A 23,235-nucleotide genomic window follows, 5' to 3' on the forward strand; every position below is an offset into this window, starting at 1 on the left:
CCCCCTTCAACCCTGAAGCCCCTGATCTGACAGGCCTCCAGCCCTTTAGTGCCTTCAATGGGAAGACCTCAGCCACCTCAGCCTGCTCGGAGAAGACCAATCCAACAGAGCACTTGGCGAGTCCCAGAATCACACCCCCGGTAGGTGCTACGATCTCGAAGATTCCATCCAATGCCTCTCCGAAAGTCCTTCAGTACCAGCCCGCCGAGCGACCTCATTCGCCGCTGACCATGCTACAAAAAAGCCCAGAAAGCCGAATGACACCCTCATCCAACCTGCAAAAAACTAACGCTCTCGGCTGAACAGATCATCGATGCCCATCGCTTCAAGCTGGCTCTGTTCCGCTCGGGGCGAGACGTAACTCTGCTCCTCTTGTTCAAAATAACGCCTCATACGGTAGGGTATGTCATAGGCGTCAACGATTCCGTCGATCAGTGCCTCGGAAGGGGCTACATGCCAACTCGAAAATTTCTCGTCAATCATATTGGTTAGTGTTCGGTTGGCCGCAGACAGATCATCGCCCCTTCCGAACACGTCGCTTTCCTCGAACATCTCATCAAGCAGATCGCTCATGGTTGTGTACGCCAAGTCCGCGAGTGGCTCCGTTGCTTCAGTGAAGTCATAGGCTTCAAGTGATTTGACTAAATTGCCGAGTGCGGTTAGCTCTCTTTCTGGAACGCCAATGTTTATTAGCTCCAAAACGCAGTCGATCAGCGACGATGCCAGAACTACCTCGTCATCTATTGCATCTGCTAGTGTTTCCAAACAGTGCTGGTAACTCCCGCTAATGGGGTGTTTCAAAATAACAGCAGTAGTCTTTGAGGATTGGTCATTTTCTGTCGCATGGTTTTTGGGGCTGTATGGAAGTCCAACAGAGAGGGATCGGCTCGAGGAAGTGCTGAGCGTCTGCGCCCAACGCCTTATCGAACTTGGGGGCGAAGAAGATAGGGAGGGCCGAATTGAAGACATTGGTTATGCACTCTGGCGTTGCAGCCAAAGCCGCACAGTAGTGGCGCGCCTACGTAGAGAGACGGCGGTTCTTACTGACCGATTGATCCGTCGACAAGACCTCTCTGGCTGTTGGGGGGCTGAGCCGAATCAGCTCGGAAGCGTTCGCATCACCGCATACGCTACTGTTGCCTTGCAGCGATTGGGCGATGACCGGTACCACGAAGCTATTGGCAAGGCTGTCGCTTGGCTACTTACACGCATCTTACCGGATAGTCATGGCTTTCCTCGAAATGAGGGCGACGAGGAGCCTGATCTAGTCAGCACTGTCCTGGCGTTGGAGGCTATCCGAAGATCGGATCAGGCAGGGGACGTTCCGCACGTGCTTGAAGCTGGCGAGTCATGGGTGCTGTCACAGCAATCAGTTTTGGGCGACTGGGATGCTGAGCCGTGGACGACCGATTTCACTGTTGGGGTGGTTTTGTCCTACCTGACCAACAAGACTCAGATGCTTGCCCAGGTTGACGGTTTCTTGCTGATGGCTAGGGACTTTTTCAGGAAGGCCGAAGAGCTGCAGTGGGAGGGTGGCGCAAATAACCGCAGGCTCGCCGCCATTGCTACCGTCCACGCTGTCGAGATGTTTCTATATGGATTGTTTGAGCGGCGAGAGGACTTGGCCCTCTCAGCATTTAAGGAGAATGGTACCGAAACGCTTGGCCCTAGGGAGGCGCTGAGAGCATTGCAGGATGCACTCCAGCGTATTGGCGTGATAACCGCCCCCCAGCGTCTGCCGCATCGCGATCAACTCAGCTCTTTGGTTGGTCGCCGAGATGGAATCATTCACCGCGCTCATGAGGCGAGCGCAGCTGAGCTATCTGATGGCATTCGAGATGCTCGAAAATTTATAGATCGATTTTCAAAGAAGCTCCTGAATTTGGATCTTTTACAGTAACCCTAGGAAATCGCAAATTGCTATTTCTAAATCCTAGAATCGGCGTGAAGCGTAGACTCGCTGTTATGAGGAAGCGGATCCGCACTAAGTGTTGACAATCAGACCGGGAGCGTTAGCTAAGAGATTTGATCACGCCACGTAAGATGTACGTGGTGGTTACTAGATTTTCTTCGGAAACAGAAACGAAAAAAGCCCCCGAAAGGGCTCTTTGCCACATCATCGTCATCCAGTCGATGATGTGGTGCTACCGGGGAACATCGCAAAGGTCATACAGCTAACCAGGTTGGAGAGGGAACCCGTCGGTAGACAAATATACTGTATGCGTATACAGCTTTTCAGTCAACAGCTATTTTTGGTGCGTGCTGATTTAATCCATGTCGTTGCGTGTGTCTGGCTAGGAATCAACGGGCAATGTGCTGCGCTCGCGTGATGACTGGCCAGGCCTGCGTGGTTGCCTTTCTGGAAGCGACGCAGAAGGGGTGGCAACGAACTCCGTCCCCCATTTTGGTTCGCCATCGCTCGGAATATGAGTCAACCTGGTGGCCTTCCAAGCGCCTAAGGAGGCAAAGGTGAAAATCCTGCTTGAGCTAGTCAGATACACTCAAACCCAACATGCCAAGGTGCTCGGTGCCTGGGTACTCATTCCCGGATGCCTGGCCATGGCAGGCAAGGGAATGCGGAAGCTTGCGGGGGCCACTCAAGAGCTCATCCTCGGGATGACACTCTGGGAGTCTTTCCCCTATGTTGCTGCGTGCGCCACAGTGTTTGTTGTCACAGGGTGCTTTAAGCAGGTTGCGAGTCAGCTGCGCCGAAAGCACCCAATCATCAAGCTTTAGGTTAATCGAGTTTAAGCCTAAAGCGCGTCTGGGGTTAGCTGGCACTAGCAGCCGTAACCATGCCCCAGGCGCTTCAGTTCTTCCATCACCTTCTGGTGTCCTGGCTGATCGCGCGCGAGCTCCAAGGCAGTCCTTCCGCCAAAAGCAGGACGTGGCTTAGAAAGCCATACGGCAGCTTTTCGTTTGTCACCAAAAACGCTCTCGGCCTCAGCCAGTATGTGGTTCACATAGTCCATGTAGCCCCCACTGTTATCCGCAACTCCAGCCATGCCCATCTCGTACCAGTCGCGATATGGGTTGCTTATCCCCCTCATAGTGCGGCAAGCAGTTCGGTGAGGGCAATAGGTATCCTTGGCCGAGGCGCAGGCTAGACTTTAGGGATGAACGCCGCCTTAACCCCACAAGCTCCATTGCACCGCTAAGCTTGTTTAGGTGAGAGCTCAACGATATTTTATAAGAAAGAACAATAATAAGGGGCAGACCCTGTCGCAGCTCAAGATTTTTTTTGAAATTTCCGATGGTAAGTTTAATATCAAGCACAGCATCGAAAGGCAAGAAAGCGAGGAGCTGTCGAAATTTCAAGCCCTAGGGCTCCTTTATCATATGCTGGATTCAGCTATTCAGCTATTCAGCTATTCAGCTATTCAGCTATTCAGCTAAGTCAGGAATTAGGGCGATCTGCTATTAGCGTTGCGCAGGGGATTTTTGGCGGAGAAGGGTGGGCTAGTGAGGTTGTAGACCGATTGCTAGCCGCTCAGAACAGGGAAGAGCGGATGCGCGCGGCATGGGCGGCAGTGGACAATAAAGCTCGGGAGGTAGCTCTACGCCTGGACTACAACCTCTTCCAAAATTATTGGCCTAATCAAGATTTCTGCAATTCCCGTTGGTAGATCTTCATTGCACTGACTGAAGGTTGCAGGCGGGTAAGAAATAGCCTGAACTCGGGCATTATCCGTAGATCATTTATTTGGCGCTGTTGTTGAGTGTGGTTGAACATTGTGGAGCCTGCAGCAGACACGCCGATCATCTGTCACCTCTTCAGGTAGTACGTGATGCGCTCAGGTACGGACACACTTGAAATTTTGCTCTAGCGCGAAGGCGCTTACATGGTTGGCGGGGAATCACCAGCCGGCAATCGGATGGTCAGAGGTAGCGGCCATTGATTTCCGCAGGCGGATTCAAAGCGCTCAGCGCGAATGCGTTCTACAGAGTCCATGAAGCCAATGCACAACGCCTTGTATTCTTCGTCGCGGAGGAATGAAGAGGATCAGTGGAACGGATGGATGCGCTCGTACCATGCTTCCGCGCACGGGAGATTCATGAGAGATGATTGAGGTTTCGATCGTTCGGGTTTCGACGGCTAGGGGGCAACGAGCTTTCAAGGTCTGGTGAGGATGCTCTCAAGCAAGCGGTACGGTTACCGGACACAAAAAAGCCGCCCTTAAGGCGGCTTTCCTGGAGCAGAAGGCTCAGTAGCTGTTTAGGTGCTTGGCATTTGACTCCAAGACTTCGCCTGCCAAAATTTTGCGTGCGCGACTGGAAAGCTCGCGGCTGATCTCATCGGCAGTTTTCGGGCGTTTCTTCGGGGCCGCTGCAGCGCAGGCTTTGCGAACCAGAGTAACGCGTAGCTCATTTGTCATGATCAACCTCCGGTAGGTGCGTCAGGAATGTCTGTGGTGTGTAGTAAAGCTAACATTTTGCCAAGGTGGTAGCAAACCGGAGCCATAAAGTGGGCAAATTGCTCCGCGCGGTCAGCGTTGAGCAGCATGTGCTCTGCGTTACGACTAACGTTGAGTACACCGATGAGCTCATCGTTATGCAGAATCGGCATGCTTAGAATGGATTTTGCGTGCTCAAGGTTCCGGTAGTACTGCATGATCTTCTGCTCATACCGGCCGTTGAATTCGCGTACCTCGTCGCGTTGGCGGTTGACCCATTCCTTCACTACGGTCGACGTGCTGGAAATGTACTCAGGCTGGCCTGATGCAGCAACGCGAGGAGCTCCAGGAAGGTTGGGATGGTGGTAATCGTCATCGAAAATCAAGTCATCTGTGTAGGGCATGCACACCTGCTCCAATCCGCTTTTCGGAGCGTCGCAACCCATTGAGGCTGCAGTGAGCTCGTCCTCAAGGAAGAGGATGCCCGAGCAGCGCTCCAGAGCTACATCGTAATTCTGATTATGCAAGAAAAAGTGATCGTGCATGAACCATACCTCTTTCGTGAAGCGCGAAGCCCTCCGTGGCCCGGCAGGCATCGGATTGCTCTGGACTTGATCTGCTGTCGTTTCCTCGCCAGCGGCAGACATAGGTTGCGATGCCGCGTCGCTCGCTGAAGGCTCGACTTCATCCGGAGCCTTTTCCTCCATGCCTGGCAATTGCTGTGGTAGCACAAGGATATCCAAGGCGACTTCATCCCTGGAGAACACGCTCATGATATTCGCTTGGTATGCCACATGTTTATTGGTTCCGGAGACCCCATCCCAGAGCCTGGTCAACGCGAGGATGCTGTCGAGCATGGACTGCATGCGTTCAACGATTTTGTCCCGCGTGATGTTGGTTTCTGTCTTGGACAACCTTCGAAGCTGCCCGATGTTGGCCTGAGTTTCCACATACTCATGAATAAATTGGCGTGGTGGAAGATGAGTCAAGCGCCCCTCCATCTCATGATTTTGAAGTCGTAGCCTTTCCTGGAGCACCTGACTTTGGCGGTGTAGCTCAGCTTCCTTCTCGTCTGTGACGGCACTTAAGGCTCGCTCACGTCGATAAACCATCCACAACGCGACGATCGATAAGCCCAAGGCCCATAGAGAGTGCTTGTAACTCACTTCAAAGTTGCGTTCGGAGAGCGCTTCAAGTTGCGTAAGGATTGGTGTACTGCAGACGGAAATGAATGCAGCACTGAATACGCTCGCAAACGCGAGAAAGAATGAGCCCCAGGCGGACGCAAAAAAACGCCGTTTTTTCTGAGGGGGCTCACTCGAGTTGTCGACCAAGGGGGAAGAGGGGGCGTTCGTGGCATCGGTACTCATGATCGAATTCCTTACGGCGTCCTGCTAGATCTGTCCATAACAACGGGCGTTTGCTTAAGCCGCCGAACGAGCATCAGGGCGCTCCTGTAGGGGAGCGCTCCGGAATGCTTAAAGACGTGCGTTGATCCAGTCCCAAACGGCTTTTTCAAGCCACCCTTGATGGGTGCCGGCAGTAATTTGAGTCACAAAAATACGGTCATTAGCATCGATCTTGGCTCTAAGGTCGGTACAGACCTGCTCCGCCGTCGCATTGATGCTGATCCAGCGCACGGACTCCAATCCAGGATCTTTGACATTTTGGTAGCGTTCTAAATGTTGGATGAAAGCGGTTCGCGCCTGAGCATAATTGCTACGCTCTCTGTTCAGGTTCCATGTCACCATAAATACCGCCATCGATCGCTCCTTGGTCAGCTAATGATGGCATGATCGAGGTTAATCGATGGCATTTCAAGTTTCTGTTGCTCCTTCGTTGACCCCGCTCTCGCGCCCGCTTTCGTTGCGATGTGCAGATGAATCCAGCTCATGATTTATAAGCCTTGAACAGCTTGTCCGGCGCAACATAAACCTCCCCCCTGGCTCGCGAGAACGCCACATAAAGCTTGTTTCGCGTCTGCGCCAAAGCCCCATGAAGCTTGCCAATCCAGGTACTGTTTCCAAGCCTTGATGCCCAGGACAACGCAGACGTCCTCGTAGTGATCCTGGCCCTTACTGGCCCCCCAGTTCTGCGAGTAGCAGCCGTATTTGTAGTGCTGCTCCTGGAACAGCTTAACGATGCCGTGATCAGCATGCAGACGGTCTGCAAACTCCTGAGAATCGACCTTGATGATCTGGGTCACCCTGCCTTTGTGGGAGTCAATCTTGATCTGCAGGTGGGCGCTGATGAAATCGCAAACCGTCGTACCACAACGCCAGCTCTTGCTCAGGGTCTCCTTGTCCACCTTGATTTTAGCTTTGGCGAACCGCTTCTCGTATTTCGTGATGTCGTCGTGCAGGGTGCTGTTCACCGAACCATCGCGACTGGTGTCGAAGGTGTGCTGGTAGAAATCACCTACGAACAGCATCTCGGTGTTAGCGGCTGATACCTGAAGCAGCAGGTTAAAGTCATGGCCGGCAAAATCCTGCACTTCGTCAACGTAGACTGAGTCGTAAAAGCGCTCGATCCGCGCCTTGACGCCAGGCAGCAATCCCTCGACCTCGATCAGTTTGGCCAGTCGGTTGTGGTAGAGCCGACCACTCGGATCACGGTACCGCTCTCTATCTGTCAGTGCGTAATTACGCTGTGGTGGCCTCCGGAAATTCAGGCCTCTCGTGTTCATCTCGTTCTGCATGAATGGTCGGAAGCAGAAACCGTGTAGGAACGCAAAGTACGTCATGACGGTGATGTTCGACGGGATGGTGCCAAACTTTTTCATGATGCTGCTGCGCAGATGGCTGTAGTTGTTCTCCGTGTAGGTGATAATCAGGGCGCGCTTCTCAAGGCTGAGTTTGCTGATGAGGTGGGTCGTTTTGCCTGACCCAGCCACCGCAAAGATTACTCGTTTATCCATGCGATCGCATCCTTGATGTACTGAGGGGCCACGAGCGCGGCTGATTTCTTCCTGAGCAACTCAAACGCAGTGTCGGCCTTGTTCTTCAGCATGTACTCCTGGACGGTCAGCTTCTTACGTCCGGCTGCGAACAGCTCATCGCAAGCCGCCTTGTTGTCTTGATACAACCCGATCTCGAAGGTCGAACGTGCGTCATCCACATCAGCGAAGATCTGTGCGCCTTTGTACAGGCTGTCCTTGTAGTTTTCCACGCAGTGTTGCTGGTAATCGCCGTCGTTGTCACGGATCGCCGCGACGCGAATTCCCAACAGCTTTCCGAGTTCCAGGTAGCGTTTGAAACTGGTGCCTCCGATCGAGATGATGTGTACCTGATCCGCTTGTGGAGTGCGGCCATTGGCGTGCTTCTTGTACAGCTCCTCGATCAGGATGAATTCGGCATCACCCTCTACCAGGATGACTTTCTTCGAGAGGGCAAACTCCAAGACGTTGTTGTCTGGTGCCTTCATGAAGAAGCTCGCGGTCGGCTCGGTGAGCGCCTTCAGACGACCAGCCTGTTGATCGCTACCCAAGAGAAGTGCATGCCGGAGGTCGAGTCGAGAACAGATGTGGCTACTGTGAGTGGCGATGAAAAGCTGCGTTCCTGCCGTGGCGGCCAGTTGCTCAACCAGTAGCTTCATCTTGGTGTGGCTGAGGTGATTCTCAGGTTCTTCCAGGAGGAGGGCATGGAGTTCGCCCTTGGCTTCATGCCGGCTCAGTGCGAACTCGGTTTTGATGAAGCACTGCTCACCCTTACCTCGATTCTCGATTGGGATGCCATCCTTGGTTATGACAAGGTCGGTTTCGAGATTGGAGCGGATACTGGTTCTCACACCAAACTGGTAGGCACCCAGGTCGGCATTGAGTGCGGCCAATTCATTGTCGCGAAAAGATTCCTTGCCGCGGCGGTAGCGGTTTTCTAGGCTGTAACGTTCTGGCGGCTCAGCGTTGATGCTGAACACTGTGCGGGTGTACTCCCTCGCTGCGTATTCGCTGTCGATGCGAGAGCTGTCCAAGAGAAGGTGCTTCACTGGGCGGCGATAGCTGACATGGGGGGCACCAGAGAAGGTGTAGAACTTCACACCGTAGTATTCGTATGGGAAACCTTCCGGGTCGTCCTGAAGGAGCTGATGGATCGTTGCACCGAATTCTTCAATCAGCGGAGCAATCTTCATCCCAACGCCGTCAGTCATGGCTCCAGCCAGATTCTGTGTGCCGTAGTAGCCTTGATCATCGCCTTCCTCGAGAAATACCTCCACTACCAGTTCAGGCAATCGGTCGAGCGTACGTGGGCCCTGTTGAAAAGCCTTCACCGCAGATTGCGCCAACAGTGACTCGTACCCGATGCTTTCAACGTGACTACGACTGGCACTGAGCGCGAGATCGAGGCCAAGCAGTACGCTGCTTTTCCCCGTCTCGTTATCACCGATCAGTACGTTCACCCCGGCATCGAACTCAAGTGAGAGAGACTCGAATTTCTTGAAGTTTTGAAGCATCACTTTCTTGATGGCTGGCATTTCAGATCAGTCCCACAGTTGAGTTCAAGGTCGGCTAGCACGCATCGAGTGGTCAGGCTTTTTCGGCCAAGCGATTGGCTTCACTCTTTCGGCGCATTTCCATGATGGGATGGTCATTTGCGATCTGAGCCCCTAGGTGCATCGGACTTGGCAGCTTGAGCTGGCCATCCCACAAGGGCGCGTTTCGGCAGAGCATGGCGACTTGTTCCGCGACGGCGGTTGGTGACACGAAGGTGCCGGAGTCAATGATGGTAATCTCGGTAACGCCGAGTTGCTGCCAAGGATCCGCCAACAAGAAGTCATTGACCTGGTAGCGGGTGTTTTTACGCTGGCCTCCAGCCTTGCTGTAGATCTTCGAGGGCGATACGAAGTAATAGACGGCAGGGCTTCGAAGTGACTGGAAGACGCCGATTTTCTGTCCAATGTACTGTGGTTGGTCAGGGTGCTCGGATTGGTTTCCGGACATCTGAGCGATGTCGTTATCCACCCTGATCCGAACAACGGCTGCATTGGCTGGAACGGGAGGTAAACCGTTGTCTGGGCTGTCCTTGAGCCCCCGGTAGAATGTGCGCAAGTTGCTATCCAAGCAGACGATCAGCGGGGTATCCGCTTCGTCCGTGGCCACCAGCATTGACCACGTCACCAGCTTGTTGATGGCCTCGGGATTAATCAGCGAAGGCGTGGCATGAATCGCGGCCACACCTTCAGTGAAGGCGTACCACTGACCGCGGCTAGGGTCGTTATTAACGAACCAGTAGACCTCGCACTTTTGACTGCCCGCTACCGTCCTGGTGATGATCGGCAGGTAGATCATGTCACCCCTTTCTGTAATGCGATCCAGGCGAACAGACAAAATGGTCGTGCCTGCTGGGATAGTCTTAGCCTTGATGAAAGCGGTAGGGAAGTATCCCGTTAGGCGGATCGCTTCGGTGACAGTGTTAAGCGCCTTGAAGTCCCGTGACTCTTTTTTGGGCTTCGGTTTGGACGGGTCTGGTACATCATGCATGATGAACTGAGTCACGATGCCATGCTCGGCCAGTACCCTGCGGATGTAATGCTTTGGGTCTCTGTCTGAATCGAGTGCTGCAGCGACGGTGCTGGTTTCAACGATCAGGATTGATGTGCTGAGTTTCTTGATCTCGGGGACGACGCTTTTTCTAAGCCACTCATCTAGCTCAATGGTAGAAGCGCTACCCTCCAGCATGGAAGCGGCGCCTTCGACAGCCAGGCGCGTCAGTTGGATTTCTGGCGGGGCGTTCTTTTTGAAGAACGGCATGGTCGTGCCCAAGGTCTCGCTGGCTTTGACCAGTCGCAGCATGATCTCGGAGTGTGCTGCCAATACCGCAGCATACACCTTCACAGGCGTTGAACTCGTCACAACTTTTGCCACGCGAATACTGGAAACGGCCTTACGAGCCAAAAGTGGCTGCGAGCCCCGGAGACTGCGCAGCAGGTGGAAGCACGTTTGGTCGAGGAAGAGGGGGCCCGGGCCAGAGCCGATGGCGGGCATGAGTGGTGGTGTGACGTAGATTGGCTTCACAAGACTGTCGACAGGTATATCGCCTTCAATCAGATCGGGAAGGGGTTGAACACCCATGAAGGCGAGCAGCTTGTTGGTCGGGAAGTCGTAAACAGTCTGCCAACCCGTGTCGGTCTTTTTGCTTCGAATACCTGCTTTCACAATCGATTTGCCAGTATGCACCCAAGCGTGCCGCTTACGCCCGACCGAGTTGGGCATGATCTGGCTGAGCTTCACGCGCAGTTGGATGAAGGGCTCTGTGCAGTCGCGAAGTAGTTTCAGGCTGGGTTCGATGACATGCAGGGCGCTGGCATTACGATCGCCTGAGGGCATTATCGGATCGTTCCAGGCAATCAGCGAACCATCGGAGGCTTGCTGCAAGGGAATGAGTTTTGGTAGGGGATCGGGATTACCGTTCTGGGTCGACTCAAGAGGTGTCGAGCACATTGCTTGGCCAACCAGCCACGGAACAACGTGGTAGGCCAAAGGTGAGACTCCGTCGGGGTTGATCAGGTCGCCTGGAAGCAGGGGGAGGAGTTCTATGACCGCGAGCTTGGTTTCCAGTCCCTCTACCTGCTCGTCCCACATGCGCATCACTTCGAGTGACCAGAGATACAGAATCTGATTGATCGTATCGACGGGCAGAGGCTTGAGCATGAGGATTGCTGAGGCGCCTTTGTCTCTGTAGGGGTACAGGTTGATTTCAACGGGCCCACCCGAGACCGCAGCTAGCATTTCTTTCAGCGCATTCGTGGGCAGTCCAGGGTGATGCTTTTTCCCCAGGTTCTGCAGGACTTGCCAGGCCGCCAGATAGTGTTCGCCGATCTGGGCGCGATAGGCATGCGCGAGTGCTTGCGGGTCGAAACTGAAGAGGCTGGTGCGCAGGTCAAGGTTCTTCATCGAGCTTCCTTAGCTGATCGATCAATGTAGTGCGTGATAGCACTCGCGATGCCGTTGTGGTGCAGGAAAAATTGATTCCAGCTGCCTTCATTTTTTAGTCTTTGGACGGACTCCGAGAGCAGTTTTGCCCACGGCGTCCGGCCATTGGTGAACGCTGCATCTGCGAAATAGCAGGTCACCGGGGTGCCGCCGCGCCGACCACGCCCGATCAATTGCGTGAGGGTCACCAGTATGTTCATCACGGTGTAATGGCGTATGTTGGCGGGCTGCTGGCCAAAAGCTGGCGGAGCGGTGCGAATGTCATTGAGGATTGAGTTCGCAATACCACGTTCTTTGTGCAACACATGCTGGAGGCTGGGCTCGGGACGCATCCGGTGCCAGGTTTCGTAGCTGATGTGCGCAAGGTTGTTTTCGGGGCTATCAGAGGCCGGTAATGGGCGCACGCAGATCACCACGCCACCGATCGCTGAGAGGCCATCTTTGTTTACGATATTGTGGCCCCGAGCCATGGGGTGGAGGGCGCTGACCAGAATCGTTTTGTCCCGGTGCGCACCCTCAATGAACTGCGCTAGATCGTCGTACACCAGCGTGTGTTCAGCGTTTAGCAATGTGGGCTTGTACTCGCTAGCTCGACCTCGCACCCAGCCAACGGTTGGGCTTGGAGATAAGCCAGCAAGCGTGATTGCCAGTAGCTCAGCATCGGCGTCGCTGCTGGCGACCAGGAGCAATCGAGCACGATCCGCGGTGACCGGATCCTTGGCCAATGCTTTCAGCCGCTTTTCAATCCAAGGCCATAGCTCCGCGGCAAGTTGCTTGATCCGATCCTTTCGCTCGAAGAAAGGTGCACCTGAAACCGTCGTGGTGAGTCCTACATTCTCGAATGCAACCTGGCCAGCTGCGTCGGGCACATCAATGAAGTCCTTGGCCTTGAGGTCGTATGCACTGGCACCAGGGAAGTAAGCAGTGGCCGAGAAACCCATGAACATGCGCCTGACGCCGGCATACCCAAGCGACGCGAGCTCGGGAAGAGCCAGAAGGGTGCCGTGGGGATCACCTCGCATTGCCACGACGTTCAGTGATGATGTCGCCTCGCTGGCCGGCTTGCGTTTGAATCCAAAGACGGTGCGATGCAGTGGGCCGATGGGACTGAACGAGAGTGGCTCGCGACCCTTCAGATTTCTGTAGACCTCTTGGGCATAAGGGACTTCAGCATTGGCAAAGCTGGGCAGTTCGATCTGCAGATTCCGTAAGGCGACTTCAAGGTTGTCCAGGATGCCGCGCAGAATCAGTGCTGCTTTAAGGCGCTGCAGGTCTTTCGAGTTCAGTTTTGCCTTCAGGTGGCCGCTACCGGCGAGCGTTGTGAGCAATCGCCCCAGCTCCATCGCCTGATTCTCCGGCCTGCTGGCCATCTCATTCGTTTGCCAGTAGATCAGGTTTTCTCGCAAGCTACGCAGGTGTTCCGGAACGCTGGCATTGCCGCTGCTGTAGAGCGCCTTAAGTGTTTCGAAGTCAATCTCCAGCTTGGTCATGATGTAGCCGTCTTCTGCTTCTGCCCAGGTTGTCTCCTTCTTGGGCCAGTCGAAGTACTTGCGTTGTTGAAGGTTCATCAACTGATCGACGTTGGTACAGCAGAAGCCGAGGGCTAGGGACAAGCGAATTCGGCTGCTTTCTTCGATGCCTGGAATATTCAGTCGGCTGAAAATCGCAGTGAAGAGCTGAACGAGCGGGCTTGCCTCGCCCGTGTTACCCAACTGGAGGCTGAAGGCGCTTGTGTCGATCGCGGTTTTGAGCAGCCCGTCGATCTCATCGATCAAGAACACAGGCGAGATACGTAGCAAAAGCTCGATGAAGCTACGAGGGCCCGGGAACTGTTCTGAATCATTGAGCGGTATGCGCGATGTGCCGGACAGCAAGGCATGGTGATTGATGACGATCACGTCAGCATCCAGCGCTTGCGACAGCATCTTTGTTCGACCGCAAGAGAAGAGGAAAGGGCAATGACTTAAGCGCTTTGTCTCTTCCTTCGCATTGCCTTTGGAGGACACGACGTGAAGCTTGAAGCAAGGCTCCGAACCTGCCGGCATAGCTTCCAGCTCGCTCGAGTAGGCGTTTAGCAAGCAAGCGTAATCGTAGGGGTGATCCTCATTGCGCTGCTTGAAATGCACGCCCGCGCGCTCATGGGTTCGAGAAAGTGAATGTAACGGCGCAACCCTCAGATTTGACGCTACGACTGATGCTGCCAGTCGCATGATCCTCACGGTATTGTCCAGCTCCACATAGCCAGGCACTGCGATAACGACTTTGCGGCCGCGGCTAGCTGCGTCGAGTGCCATCAATGACATGACCACCGTCTTGCCAGTACCGGTGGCGGCATTCACACGATAGAAGTTGCCCGAGTTTGCCGATCGCTGGCTGCTGTTGCCCCAAATGTTGTTAAGGGACGCGCAGTGTTGCGTATGGGGTGTATCGGCGGCATCGAGTCGCTCGGCGAGCGAGCGGAGATTTTCGTAGTCCCAACTAATGTCAGGGATCGCTGGCGTATCGGAAATCTCTAGACATTGACCAGAGGAAGGTAATCGCTTCCTCTCGCTCGCCGGGATGCTGAAGATACGGGTGCGTTCCGCGGTGATGTACTTGAAGACCAGGTTGCCTGATTCAGGCAGCTTTGCGATGGCTGGGGGCTGATGCCAACGCTTCAACGCATCCAGGCTTTCCTGGATAACTTGGTCGACGTCCAAAATCACTTTGATGCGGTAGTGATCACCCTCGGCCAGCTTAGGGCGCAAGGTTTCCGGTTCACTCAGTTCAAAAGGGCATAGCTCGTCTGCAAGAACGATCGCTGCAACCTCGACGAACCGCGCCGGCTGCGCGAGCGATGAGGGTCTGAGCCGGAGCCCCATCGCGATCGTGATCTGCTGTGCATCAGTGAGGCTGTCCCACGTGCTCCATTTGTGGGTGCGGCCTGCAATGAGCGCTGCTGCATCTGCCAAACAAGGCGTGCCTTCAGTGTGGCGTGCCGCCAGAGCCATGAACAGCGTGGTTGCGACGTCAGAAAGGGTTCGCACGAGTGGTCAGCTCCTTGATGCATTCGCTTTGGGTGAATATCTGGGAGCCCTGGCATTCGCTTCTGAGCCATGGGATATGCGCCTGCTGGTAATCTGGAATGACGAACCAGCGCATGGTTGATGGCCGCATTGATTCCAGGTAGGCCCCCAGTGCGCGCGGCGATACCCAGACTTTCGCATCGATATCGAGCGTCATGCCGCCGTATTTGATTCGCAGATCTGAGCGGTCAACGTTAGGCCATAAGGTGACATCGAGCCCATGCTTGGTGAGCTTCTCGGCCAGTTGAAGCTCCAGCAGTCCGGGCAGCAATGTGTACTTCCAAAGTGCGCTCTTAAGCATGTGGCGCTTGCCAGCGGTTTCGCCTTCCAGCTCTTGGTCGGTGACCACATTGACCAGTCGTCCATGCATCCACCGGTACAAGCTGCTTTTTTCTCTGCACCATGCAGAGTCGCACTGAACCTCTCGTCTCTGTGGGTTCAGGGGCCATCGACATTCTGGGCATTGATAGAGCTTTCCGTTGTGAGCGAGATGCTCCGGGATAGGCTCATAAAACTCATCGAGATCCCTGCCAAGTGGAATGAAAACGCTCGCCGCTCGGACAGGGTCGATCACGGCGTTCTCGATCAGGAACCGCCTGAAACGCCTGTAGATTTCATCCCCTTTGGAAATCACCTGGCACAGGTCACGTACCTCTCGGACGATCGACTGAATTTCTTCCCAGAGCTGATGAACGTCCAGTTCGAGGAGCATCTCGTTGCAGATCTGAGTGGAAAGACCTGAGGCGAGGAGGGGGCCGGTGTAATCAAGCCGTACGGATTCTGGCAGCCACGACTCTAAAGGAAGGGACAGCTGACGCTCCAGCTGCAGCGCTGAACTGACGGGGTCGGTGGGAGAGAGCCGCCATAGATGTGCCTGAGCTTCTCGGAGTAACGCTAGAGCGGCGCCTCGATCTGACTCACACAAGGACGCTGCCTTTGACAGCAGTCTCAGAAGGTACTCTGATCGTTGGGTATCCACGTGTACGCTCCCTGCGCCTGATGCCGTTCAGAACCAGAAGGCCAGGCTGTTGTGCAATCGAGCGAAGCCTGGCATTGGCAAACACCAAATGAACGAGGATGAGCTCTGCACGTGGCAGGTTTACGACATCCCGGGCCTTGGCTTGCTTAAGCCGATGATCAATCAATTGATTTTAGATTGCCACTACTCAATCTGTGACGTTTTGTGTGGGATTGGGGAGCTTGCGCAGATCCAACTCAGTTAGATGGCTGTCGTTGTGATGATCTATTCGAGGGGGTGGTGCTTTAGAGCTATATGTGGAGTGAAGTAGGAGCACTTGCCAACAGCCCGACGTGGTCAAGCGGGGAGAGCTTGCACATCGGGCTGCGGAACAAATACCAGATGGGGCGGGCGCAGAGCTGCTAGACGATGCGCTTTACTTACTGGTGAAGGCTGCGAACCGCTTATTGAAGCCGGCCACACGGCCTTCGGTCTTCGCTTTGCGTTCTTGGCCGGTGTAGACCGGGTGCGAGGCGCTGGAAACGTCGAGGGTCACATAGGGATAGGTTTTCCCGTCGGTGTGCTCGTAGGTTTTCTCCGTGTCAATGGTGGAACCAATCAGCCAGAACGCATTGGCAGATACGTCGTGAAAAAGGACGGGGCGGTAGTCGGGATGAATGCCGGGCTTCATAATGGATCCTGCGTAATGATATAAAATAACATTGCAGATAATGACTTTCATTTCGCAGCTTGTCTAGGTCTGGGTCAGGCGTTGATGTTGATCACTGAGGACTTTTTCACCCACAGAATCACGCTAACAGGGCCCTCAGTACCCTTATTCCTTCTAGCCGCGCAGCGTCGCTACTGGCGGTAAGCAGCATGCAGGCTGGCTTGAGGTGCTGAAACCTTATCTTTCTGAGGTGAGTCGTCGCGTGGGCACCATATATCGTTTTGCTAATCCCTGGCGGTTTCCCTAGCAACCTATTGTTCCGTATCGGTTTTCTCTTCCGTTCTGGGCGTGATGTTTCATCTAAGAAAAAATCCAGGATGCACTGAGAATCGGTAAGTGGTACGTTATAACGTATCAATAAAATCCGAGGATGCCTTCTGACTATGCAAAAAACCTCGTTTAACTCGCTGCTAGCCATGCCGGCGTGGCACCGGCTGGTAGGGGTGGCTGCAGCCTTGGTTCCACTGTGGCTTGCGATAAGCTGGGCGGTGGCTTTGCCATGAATAGTGCAGCGATTCGCGTCGATAAGCTCTCGGTTTCGTACGGAGCTGCACCTGCTATTCGCGAGGTCACTGGGGTGTTTGAGCCCGGTAGCCTGACTGCGATTGCGGGCCCGAATGGAGCTGGTAAGTCAACGCTATTGAAGGCACTGATGGGCGAGATTGCTACCACAGGCTCCGTTGATCTCGGTGTTGTGCAGGCGCCTGACATTGGCTATCTACCCCAGGCATCTGCAATCGATCGAAGCTTCCCAATCACGGTCGCAGATGCGGTCTGTTTGGGTGCCTGGAAACACATCGGCGTGTTCGGCGGGCTCTCAATGAAGGGCACCGCTGTCATGCGTCAGGCACTCCAGGACGTCGGACTGGCTGGTATGGAAAGCCGGCCAATCAGTGATCTATCAGTAGGGCAGTTTCAGCGCGTTTTGTTTGCTCGATTACTGGTTCAGGATGCGCGCGTTATCGTGCTTGATGAGCCGTTCACTGCGGTCGATTCGCGCACCATTCATGACCTGACGCAGCTAATTCTAAGATGGAAGCAGGATGGCAGAACCGTCATAGCGGTATTGCATGACTTTGATCAGATCAGATCGACCTTCCCACAAACGCTACTGCTATCCCACAGGGTTGTCGCGTGGGGGAGCACTGAGGATGTGCTCACAGAAAGCAACTTGAGCAAGGCTCGAGCCCTGGCCGAATGCTGGGATGTTTCCACTGATCAAGAGCGGCGGGTGGCATGACGGTTATCTCTTTGCTCATATCGCCATTCACTGAATACGGCTTTATGCGACGCGCGTTAGTAGCAACCCTCGCTATCGGTTTGAGCTCGGGCCCTGTGGGCGTCTTGTTAATGCTCAGGCGTATGAGTCTCGTAGGGGATGCCATGAGCCACGCCGTGCTACCTGGCGCTGCAATTGGCTTCATGATTGCTGGCGGACTTTCGCTACCGGCAATGGGGCTGGGCGGCTTGATAGCAGGGTTGAGCGTCGCTCTGCTCTCGGGACTGGTAAGCCGGATTACCTCTCTTCGAGAGGATGCAAGCTTTGCCAGTTTCTACCTCACATCCTTGGCCCTGGGCGTCATGATTGTGTCCTTGCGTGGGTCGAATATTGATCTGCTACATGTCTTGTTTGGCACTATTTTGGCCATTGATAGTCAGGCGCTGTTTCTAGTGGGAGGGATTACATCATTTACCTTGCTTGTGCTCGCTCTCGTATACAGACCACTGATTGTAGAGTGCATTGATCCTGGATTTTTGCGAGCTGTTGGAGGGCGAGGTGCCCTGTATCACTTCATCTTCCTGCTTCTCGTAGTACTCAATTTGGTTGCTGGCTTTCAGACCCTGGGTACATTGATGGCGGTTGGGATGATGATGCTTCCGGCTGCCACAGCTCAACTGTTGTCTAAACGCTTGCCGTCAATGTTGATGATCGCGGCGGCGAGCGCGGCCATTTCCGGGTACGTGGGGTTACTGGTTTCTTACTATTTGAGCGTTGCATCAGGGCCTACCATCATTTTAGTGAATAGCCTGATCTACGTGCTGGCACTCCTATTCGGCCCTCATGGTTTCATGTGGCGAATTGTCCGCCCTATTTCGCGTACCCGGTAATAATAAGGAGACAAAATGCGATTTTCCCGGTCTTTGTTGGCGTTGATCAGCTCTATTGGGCTGCTGGCTGTCACGTTACCAGCCACCGCCAAAACACTGAACGTTGTTGCCAGTTTCACCGTATTGGCCGATGTCGTGAAGAATGTGGGGGGCGATGGTGTGAATGTCACAAGCCTGGTGCCGCCCAATGGGGATCCTCATGATTTCGAGCCATCCCCGAGGGATGCTAGGGCTCTCAAAGAGGCTGATGTCACTTTCCTCAGTGGCTTAGGTTTGGAGAGCTGGTTCGAGAGACTGGCTCGCGCATCAGGTAGCCAGAAGAGCCCGGTAGTAGTTTCGGATGGGATTGAAACTCACACATTTGTTGAGGATGAGAAAACGATCACTGATCCACATGTCTGGAACAGTGCTTCGAACGTAAAGGTATGGGTAGCTCGCATTGAGTCCGAGCTGAGTAAAGCTGACCCGTCACAGGCAGAGGTGTTTCATGCCAATGCGCAGCGCTACGTGGGGAAGCTCAATGCTCTGAATCAGCGTATCAGCATGCACCTTGCTGAGGTTCCTTTGGATCAGCGTAAGGTACTCACCAGTCATGATGCCTTCGGATACTATGCCAAAGAGTATGGTGTGACGTTCTTGTCCCCACTCGGCTTGTCGACAGAAACTGAAGCTTCTGCAGCAGACGTAGCACAGCTCATCGATCAGATCAAAAGTGAAGATGTCAAGGTTTACTTCATCGAAAATTCGAATGACTCCCGGCTAGTTAAGCAGATTGCCAGCGCAACGGGCGCTGTTGCCGGCGGAGAGCTCTACCCTGAGTCGCTTTCTGATGAGAAAGGGCCGGTACCTACTTATCTGAAAATGATGGAGTACAACACGCAGCAAATGGTGAAAGCTTTCAAAAAGTGAGTAGCAGCTGATTAGCGTCCACTTAGGTGAGCGGTATGCGAAGCGTCGCTCAGCTAAGGGGCTTCTAGGCATGGAGGGGGATAGCCCCCGACTGTTTAGTGGGGAGGCGTGTCGTTTTCCTTCACTTGCTGCAGAGGTTGAAGTCACTCAAACGGGCAATGGATTTGCCTCTGCGCTTGGTAAGCCGATCTGGGTCATCCGCAAATGCGGGTGGCCTGGAGGGGAAGGTAGCGTGCCTATGGCAATGTATGAATGAATCTGGATCTGCTTTGATTACTTGTAGCTCTGCGCCAATGAGCGGAAATCAAGAGCCATCGGATGATGATTCATGAATTTTGTAAAATATTGTTACATTATTTAGGGCGCTAAAATATAGCATCGCATGCCTCTTGAAAGATCGTCTCGGTAGAAATAAGATCGACTTGCAGCATCTAATTTTGACTTTATTACTGAGGTGAATCTTATGGCGCTAAAACCAGGCCCAAAGCCTATTGCCAAATCAACCGGTGAAGTGGACAAGCGTCGCCGTGACAATAAAGATACGCCAGGTAACAATCCTGACTTGAAGCCTAGCAAGTCTTCAAAGAAATAGGTTTTCGCTGGCAGAAGCTACTGCAATGGTAGCTTTTGTCGAAGCATTCAGCTTTATAAACTCTGCATTCGACCGAGTTACCTTTTCGCAAAAAATCTAAGTGAGTGCATTTTTCGGCTGCTGTCTGTCCCCACCGGAAGTTTAGGTCGAAAGCTTTCAGGTGTTGCCGTCCGCTTTCGCACTCGAAGCTCATCAACGCTGCACATAGCCTTGTTTGGCACCGTGTGAACCAATCGCTTGAAGACGCTCTTTCTACTGTACGAGCTAGGCCGAGGACGCGTTACCGCCATTTGTCCCTTAGAAATGCGGGACATCAATCTTCGAGTGAATGCCACAGCCGGCCAACAGTTGATTTGGGCATGCCCAGTCTCAAGCTCACGGATTTCTGTGTCTCACCTGCAGCTTTTGCCTGGCGAATAGCCTCTAGCTTGTCAGGGTCAATTTGACGACCTGGTTTCACCCGAGTGACTCTCCCCTGATCAAAGTGCTTTGTGAGACCCTCCCTTGGGCACAGAGCGTCAAGCTTCTTGAACTCAGTGCGCAGGTGGTCAAGCATTTGATCATCAGTCAGCCCATTAGTGAGCGCAGACGCAAGCACCAGTAGTGCGGCAGGATCGATTTCGAGCCTTAGCGCTACGGCCTCTAGCTTGTCGAGGGTAATGCTGGAACGCGCGTTCTCAATATTGTGCAAATGGCGCGCCTCTACGCTGCCGGACATCTGCTCTTGTGTGAACGCTTTAGCGTGTCTGATCCCGCGAACCAGGGCTGCCAGCGCCGGCATCAACGCCATTGTTCTTACCTCGCAAATGCGAGGATGAAGCCACGTTGATCGGTCTCACACTATGCAATATAGTGCCTCTATCGGGATGTCGATTTGATATCGCGACACAGCCAGAGCAGACCTGAATGCCCATCGCCCGCTGGAGAGTGAGGGTGGGTTTGCTGAAACCACTGGACGTTTTATGAAGGTGAATCGCAGTCCGCACGGACAGATCAGCTCGAAGCCAATGGCTTTCGAGCACGAAAGGAGAGGTAATTATGTCGGACGCGAGTGTCATGAAAGGCGTGCTTGAGGTCGTCGGCCCTCACAACAATCTACCCGAGGGTAGTGAGTTCACATACCTGCGCTTCAAAGAGCCGGGTGGCGCCGTGCGCATGATGAAAAAAGTAGGGGTAGGGCATTACATCGCGTCCTACCTCAAGCCGGGGCTTGCCGGTGAATTTCACTTTGTGAAGCTTGGCCGACTGGGGTTCATTCTGTACGCCATCAAAACCGAGGCTGGGGAGAAGCTGTACGAGGCCGATGGGTTCAACAGTTGGATCAGGAAGATGCGGATCAGCGGCGGCGTGCTCGCTCTCCTGTTCGTTCCACTTAGCCTGGTGGGTCTGTTGTTCGGGGGGTACTTCGGGATCGTTGTGCCAATCGTGTTCGTGTACGTGATGTGGAAACTGATTGTCGGGTTTCCCAAGGTTCTTAAAGACAGCTATCTACGAGGGCAGCTCGCTGCAAGCGGCTTCATTGTGTAACCCAAGAGTGCTCAACTATTCCGTGAAGGTCAGGATCATCACACGATTTTCACATCAGCTGGGGTAAGGTCACAGAGCTCCTAGCAGATTCCATCCGGCCCGCTCTCCCCATCGCGGGCCTTTTTTTGCCTTGAGAAACGGGCCGCTGATGAAACCTGCCGGCAAGATCCAGGCAAGCAATCAATCCGCATCAGGCGTTCGCCGCCAGAGGTCATGAACCGTTGAGGTGCTCATGCCCAATCTTTTCGCTGTTTGCGTTTGTGTCAGGCCTTCGGCTTTGCACGCCAGAACGTTCTTGAGTTTGGTTTCATCAAACCGCTTGCCGGCAGGCCGCTTTATCAACTTGCCAGCCACAATCTGAGCCTGCAAAAGGTCAGTAATGCCATGCCGGTGGAGCTCGAGGATTTCCTGCTGGGCTCGCTCAAGCATCGCCGACGGTGGCTCGTTGGCTTCTACGCCTTGCGTGAGTGCCATGAGGGCTGTCGGGCTGACGCCCAGCGCGGCGCTGAGAGCATGAAGCTTATCCAGGGTAGGGGTGGCTGCGCCTTTTTCCAGCGTGCTGAGATAGTCAGCACTCACGGCATCCGCCAATTCTTCCTGCTTCAACCCTTTGGCCGCTCGAAGCGCTCGTAAAACGGCTGCCAGTGCCAGCTTAAGACTCATGCGTTATCAGCGCCCAAAGCCAAGCATGTAGCCATGTTGAGTATTCCGGTTCTACACTGTATAGTCTTGCCATTCGGAATATGGGCTGCGTGGTGACTCTTTGCGAGCCGGGTCATTAGTCGGATGCTCAAGCGCTATCAGCGCCCGCCTGGGATGCAGATCAATTTAGATGTAAATCGAGCGCGTGTGGGGATTTGCTCGATCGGGCGGCTACAGGAGAGTGGAGTTGAGGCTGCCGCTTTAAAAGTGAGGACTTCAATTGTGCTCAAAATCGTTGAGCCAGCGCACAGGAACGGACGATGAAGCTACGTGTTTTCTCTGACTTACACCTTGAGTTCGCGCCTTTCACCCCGCCGCCATGCGACGCTGATATCGTCCTCTTAGCTGGCGATATTGCCAAGGCGCGGGGTGTCCAGTGGGCCGATGAGTCTTTCGACTGCCCAGTGCTCTACGTTGCGGGCAACCACGAGTTCTACGGCGGCCACGTGGAAAATACGCTCAAAAAAATGAAGGCGATCCAGACCCAATATGTCCATGTGCTTGAGAACGAAAGTTTCGTGTTGAACGACACGCGGTTCTTGGGAACAACAGCTTGGACTGACTTTTCAAGCACGGGTGACGTGACCGCGGCTAAGCGCATGGCGCTTGAGTGGATGAATGACTTCAGCGTGATCCGCACGGGCGAAAGCTATCGTCGCCTGACCCCGGGCGATCTTGTACTGCGCAACCTCGTTGCGCGCGAGTGGCTTGAGCAGGAGTTGAAAAAGCCGTTTCCAGGTAAAACAGTGGTCATTACTCATCACTGTCCTGTCAGCAAGGTCGCTGGTGACAAGCTTGATAGCCATCTGACGGCGGCATACACCAACGAATGGGCTGATCTAGTAGACATGGCAGACCTTTGGGTCTTCGGTCATACGCATCGCCGGATCGATACGGTTGTGGGCATGTGCCGAGTCGTCTCGAATCCAAGGGGTTACCCCGGCGAAGCGTGCGGATTCGATCCGTCTTTGGTGATCGAGATCTGATGGCCGACGAGGGTGGATGTGCGTGTGCTCCGGGGTACGCGTATTACATGATCAAGACCTTCGGTGCCTCACTGAATGCCTGTGAGCTCTACCGACTTCCCAAGGTTGTCCAGAGAGCGAAGGAGGCGACTCCGTCAGAAGACATTGTCGGTTTTCTTTCCTGTGCGCTAGAACAACCTCCGCGAATGACCGGCCTCATCTTCTGCGATCACAGGCATACCTTTCCAGAAGGCTTTCCCATGCGTACCCCCTAATCGTAAACCGCTTCCACCGGAGGGGTTATCTGGTAGTAGAGGCCGAAACCGGTGGACTGTTTGTCGTAGCGCACTGGTACC

The 23,235-nt window shown here is 54.1% G+C and carries 18 protein-coding genes; 6 read left to right on the plus strand and 12 right to left on the minus strand.

The window, feature by feature from the left end; all coding sequences use genetic code 11:
• Positions 1–285: 285 nt before the first annotated feature.
• Entirely contained in the window at positions 286–765 is a 480-nt protein-coding gene (locus IAE33_RS06590) for a hypothetical protein (RefSeq protein ID WP_201162863.1), read from the minus strand.
• A 22-nt stretch (positions 766–787) separates the two neighbouring features.
• On the opposite strand from IAE33_RS06590, the gene IAE33_RS06595 reads away from it, so the two are divergent.
• Positions 788–1,900 carry a prenyltransferase/squalene oxidase repeat-containing protein gene (locus IAE33_RS06595; RefSeq protein WP_201162864.1) on the plus strand — a complete coding sequence of 371 codons (1,113 nt, stop codon included), beginning with the start codon at positions 788–790 and terminating at the stop codon, positions 1,898–1,900.
• 880 nt (positions 1,901–2,780) lie between these two features.
• Here the strand turns inward: IAE33_RS06595 and IAE33_RS06600 are convergent.
• The 9 genes from IAE33_RS06600 to IAE33_RS06640 all read right to left on the minus strand — a co-directional run bounded on the left by IAE33_RS06600 (position 2,781) and on the right by IAE33_RS06640 (position 16,036).
• Positions 2,781–3,050, minus strand: a complete 270-nt coding sequence (locus IAE33_RS06600; RefSeq protein WP_328804814.1) for an MbcA/ParS/Xre antitoxin family protein — start codon at positions 3,048–3,050, stop codon at positions 2,781–2,783.
• A gap of 1,328 nt (positions 3,051–4,378) precedes the next feature.
• Positions 4,379–5,764: a GAF domain-containing protein gene (locus tag IAE33_RS06605; RefSeq protein WP_201162866.1), complete on the minus strand. Its 1,386-nt coding sequence runs from the start codon at positions 5,762–5,764 to the stop codon at positions 4,379–4,381.
• Positions 5,765–5,872: 108 nt separating this feature from the next.
• A complete protein-coding gene (locus tag IAE33_RS06610) occupies positions 5,873–6,157 on the minus strand; it encodes a hypothetical protein (RefSeq protein WP_201162867.1) in 285 nt (94 codons plus the stop codon).
• 134 nt (positions 6,158–6,291) lie between these two features.
• Positions 6,292–7,311, minus strand: a complete 1,020-nt coding sequence (locus tag IAE33_RS06615; protein WP_236406190.1) for an AAA family ATPase — start codon at positions 7,309–7,311, stop codon at positions 6,292–6,294.
• Positions 7,296–8,864, minus strand: coding sequence for an ATP-dependent nuclease (locus IAE33_RS06620; RefSeq protein WP_201162868.1), 1,569 nt, complete (start codon positions 8,862–8,864; stop codon positions 7,296–7,298). The genes IAE33_RS06615 and IAE33_RS06620 overlap by 16 nt, the downstream gene beginning before the upstream one ends.
• 52 nt (positions 8,865–8,916) lie before the next feature.
• Positions 8,917–11,283, minus strand: coding sequence for an RNaseH domain-containing protein (locus IAE33_RS06625; protein ID WP_201162869.1), 2,367 nt, complete (start codon positions 11,281–11,283; stop codon positions 8,917–8,919).
• Positions 11,280–14,348, minus strand: a complete 3,069-nt coding sequence (locus IAE33_RS06630; protein WP_201162870.1) for a hypothetical protein — start codon at positions 14,346–14,348, stop codon at positions 11,280–11,282. Before IAE33_RS06630 ends, IAE33_RS06625 begins: the two co-directional genes overlap by 4 nt.
• Positions 14,332–15,099: a restriction endonuclease-related protein gene (locus IAE33_RS06635; RefSeq protein WP_236406192.1), complete on the minus strand. Its 768-nt coding sequence runs from the start codon at positions 15,097–15,099 to the stop codon at positions 14,332–14,334. Before IAE33_RS06635 ends, IAE33_RS06630 begins: the two co-directional genes overlap by 17 nt.
• 682 nt (positions 15,100–15,781) lie before the next feature.
• A complete protein-coding gene (locus IAE33_RS06640; RefSeq protein ID WP_201162934.1) occupies positions 15,782–16,036 on the minus strand; it encodes a type B 50S ribosomal protein L31 in 255 nt (84 codons plus the stop codon).
• Positions 16,037–16,574: 538 nt separating this feature from the next.
• Between IAE33_RS06640 and IAE33_RS06645 the strand changes: the two genes are divergently transcribed.
• Genes IAE33_RS06645 through IAE33_RS06655 form a run of 3 tightly spaced genes read left to right on the plus strand, consistent with a single transcriptional unit; the run spans position 16,575 to position 19,093 of the window.
• Positions 16,575–17,315, plus strand: coding sequence for a metal ABC transporter ATP-binding protein (locus IAE33_RS06645; RefSeq protein WP_201162872.1), 741 nt, complete (start codon positions 16,575–16,577; stop codon positions 17,313–17,315).
• A complete protein-coding gene (locus IAE33_RS06650; RefSeq protein WP_201162873.1) occupies positions 17,312–18,184 on the plus strand; it encodes a metal ABC transporter permease in 873 nt (290 codons plus the stop codon). Before IAE33_RS06645 ends, IAE33_RS06650 begins: the two co-directional genes overlap by 4 nt.
• Before the next feature lie 15 nt (positions 18,185–18,199).
• Positions 18,200–19,093, plus strand: coding sequence for a metal ABC transporter solute-binding protein, Zn/Mn family (locus IAE33_RS06655; RefSeq protein ID WP_201162874.1), 894 nt, complete (start codon positions 18,200–18,202; stop codon positions 19,091–19,093).
• Positions 19,094–19,998: 905 nt separating this feature from the next.
• Here the strand turns inward: IAE33_RS06655 and IAE33_RS06660 are convergent.
• A complete protein-coding gene (locus IAE33_RS06660) occupies positions 19,999–20,475 on the minus strand; it encodes an XRE family transcriptional regulator (RefSeq protein WP_201162875.1) in 477 nt (158 codons plus the stop codon).
• Positions 20,476–20,723: 248 nt separating this feature from the next.
• On the opposite strand from IAE33_RS06660, the gene IAE33_RS06665 reads away from it, so the two are divergent.
• Positions 20,724–21,212, plus strand: a complete 489-nt coding sequence (locus IAE33_RS06665; RefSeq protein ID WP_201162876.1) for a hypothetical protein — start codon at positions 20,724–20,726, stop codon at positions 21,210–21,212.
• Between the two features lie 180 nt (positions 21,213–21,392).
• Here IAE33_RS06665 and IAE33_RS06670 read toward each other — a convergent pair whose 3' ends face one another.
• A complete protein-coding gene (locus IAE33_RS06670) occupies positions 21,393–21,875 on the minus strand; it encodes a helix-turn-helix domain-containing protein (protein ID WP_201162877.1) in 483 nt (160 codons plus the stop codon).
• A gap of 299 nt (positions 21,876–22,174) precedes the next feature.
• On the opposite strand from IAE33_RS06670, the gene IAE33_RS06675 reads away from it, so the two are divergent.
• Complete coding sequence (locus IAE33_RS06675; protein ID WP_201162878.1) at positions 22,175–22,900, plus strand: metallophosphoesterase; 726 nt, start codon at positions 22,175–22,177, stop codon at positions 22,898–22,900.
• Positions 22,901–23,235: the final 335 nt, after the last annotated feature.

This window comes from Pseudomonas sp. S60 (genome assembly GCF_016647865.1).
GTDB lineage: Bacteria > Pseudomonadota > Gammaproteobacteria > Pseudomonadales > Pseudomonadaceae > Aquipseudomonas > Aquipseudomonas parafulva.

Coding starts and splice junctions, on each gene's coding strand:
- IAE33_RS06595 (WP_201162864.1), top strand. CDS start 788: ATGGGGTGTTTCAAAATAACAGCAGTAGTCTTTGAGGATTGGTCATTT.
- IAE33_RS06600 (WP_328804814.1), bottom strand. CDS start 3,050: ATGAGGGGGATAAGCAACCCATATCGCGACTGGTACGAGATGGGCATG.
- IAE33_RS06605 (WP_201162866.1), bottom strand. CDS start 5,764: ATGAGTACCGATGCCACGAACGCCCCCTCTTCCCCCTTGGTCGACAAC.
- IAE33_RS06610 (WP_201162867.1), bottom strand. CDS start 6,157: ATGGCGGTATTTATGGTGACATGGAACCTGAACAGAGAGCGTAGCAAT.
- IAE33_RS06615 (WP_236406190.1), bottom strand. CDS start 7,311: ATGGATAAACGAGTAATCTTTGCGGTGGCTGGGTCAGGCAAAACGACC.
- IAE33_RS06620 (WP_201162868.1), bottom strand. CDS start 8,864: ATGCCAGCCATCAAGAAAGTGATGCTTCAAAACTTCAAGAAATTCGAG.
- IAE33_RS06625 (WP_201162869.1), bottom strand. CDS start 11,283: ATGAAGAACCTTGACCTGCGCACCAGCCTCTTCAGTTTCGACCCGCAA.
- IAE33_RS06635 (WP_236406192.1), bottom strand. CDS start 15,099: ATGCTCCTCGAACTGGACGTTCATCAGCTCTGGGAAGAAATTCAGTCG.
- IAE33_RS06640 (WP_201162934.1), bottom strand. CDS start 16,036: ATGAAGCCCGGCATTCATCCCGACTACCGCCCCGTCCTTTTTCACGAC.
- IAE33_RS06645 (WP_201162872.1), top strand. CDS start 16,575: ATGAATAGTGCAGCGATTCGCGTCGATAAGCTCTCGGTTTCGTACGGA.
- IAE33_RS06650 (WP_201162873.1), top strand. CDS start 17,312: ATGACGGTTATCTCTTTGCTCATATCGCCATTCACTGAATACGGCTTT.
- IAE33_RS06655 (WP_201162874.1), top strand. CDS start 18,200: ATGCGATTTTCCCGGTCTTTGTTGGCGTTGATCAGCTCTATTGGGCTG.
- IAE33_RS06660 (WP_201162875.1), bottom strand. CDS start 20,475: ATGGCGTTGATGCCGGCGCTGGCAGCCCTGGTTCGCGGGATCAGACAC.
- IAE33_RS06665 (WP_201162876.1), top strand. CDS start 20,724: ATGTCGGACGCGAGTGTCATGAAAGGCGTGCTTGAGGTCGTCGGCCCT.
- IAE33_RS06670 (WP_201162877.1), bottom strand. CDS start 21,875: ATGAGTCTTAAGCTGGCACTGGCAGCCGTTTTACGAGCGCTTCGAGCG.
- IAE33_RS06675 (WP_201162878.1), top strand. CDS start 22,175: ATGAAGCTACGTGTTTTCTCTGACTTACACCTTGAGTTCGCGCCTTTC.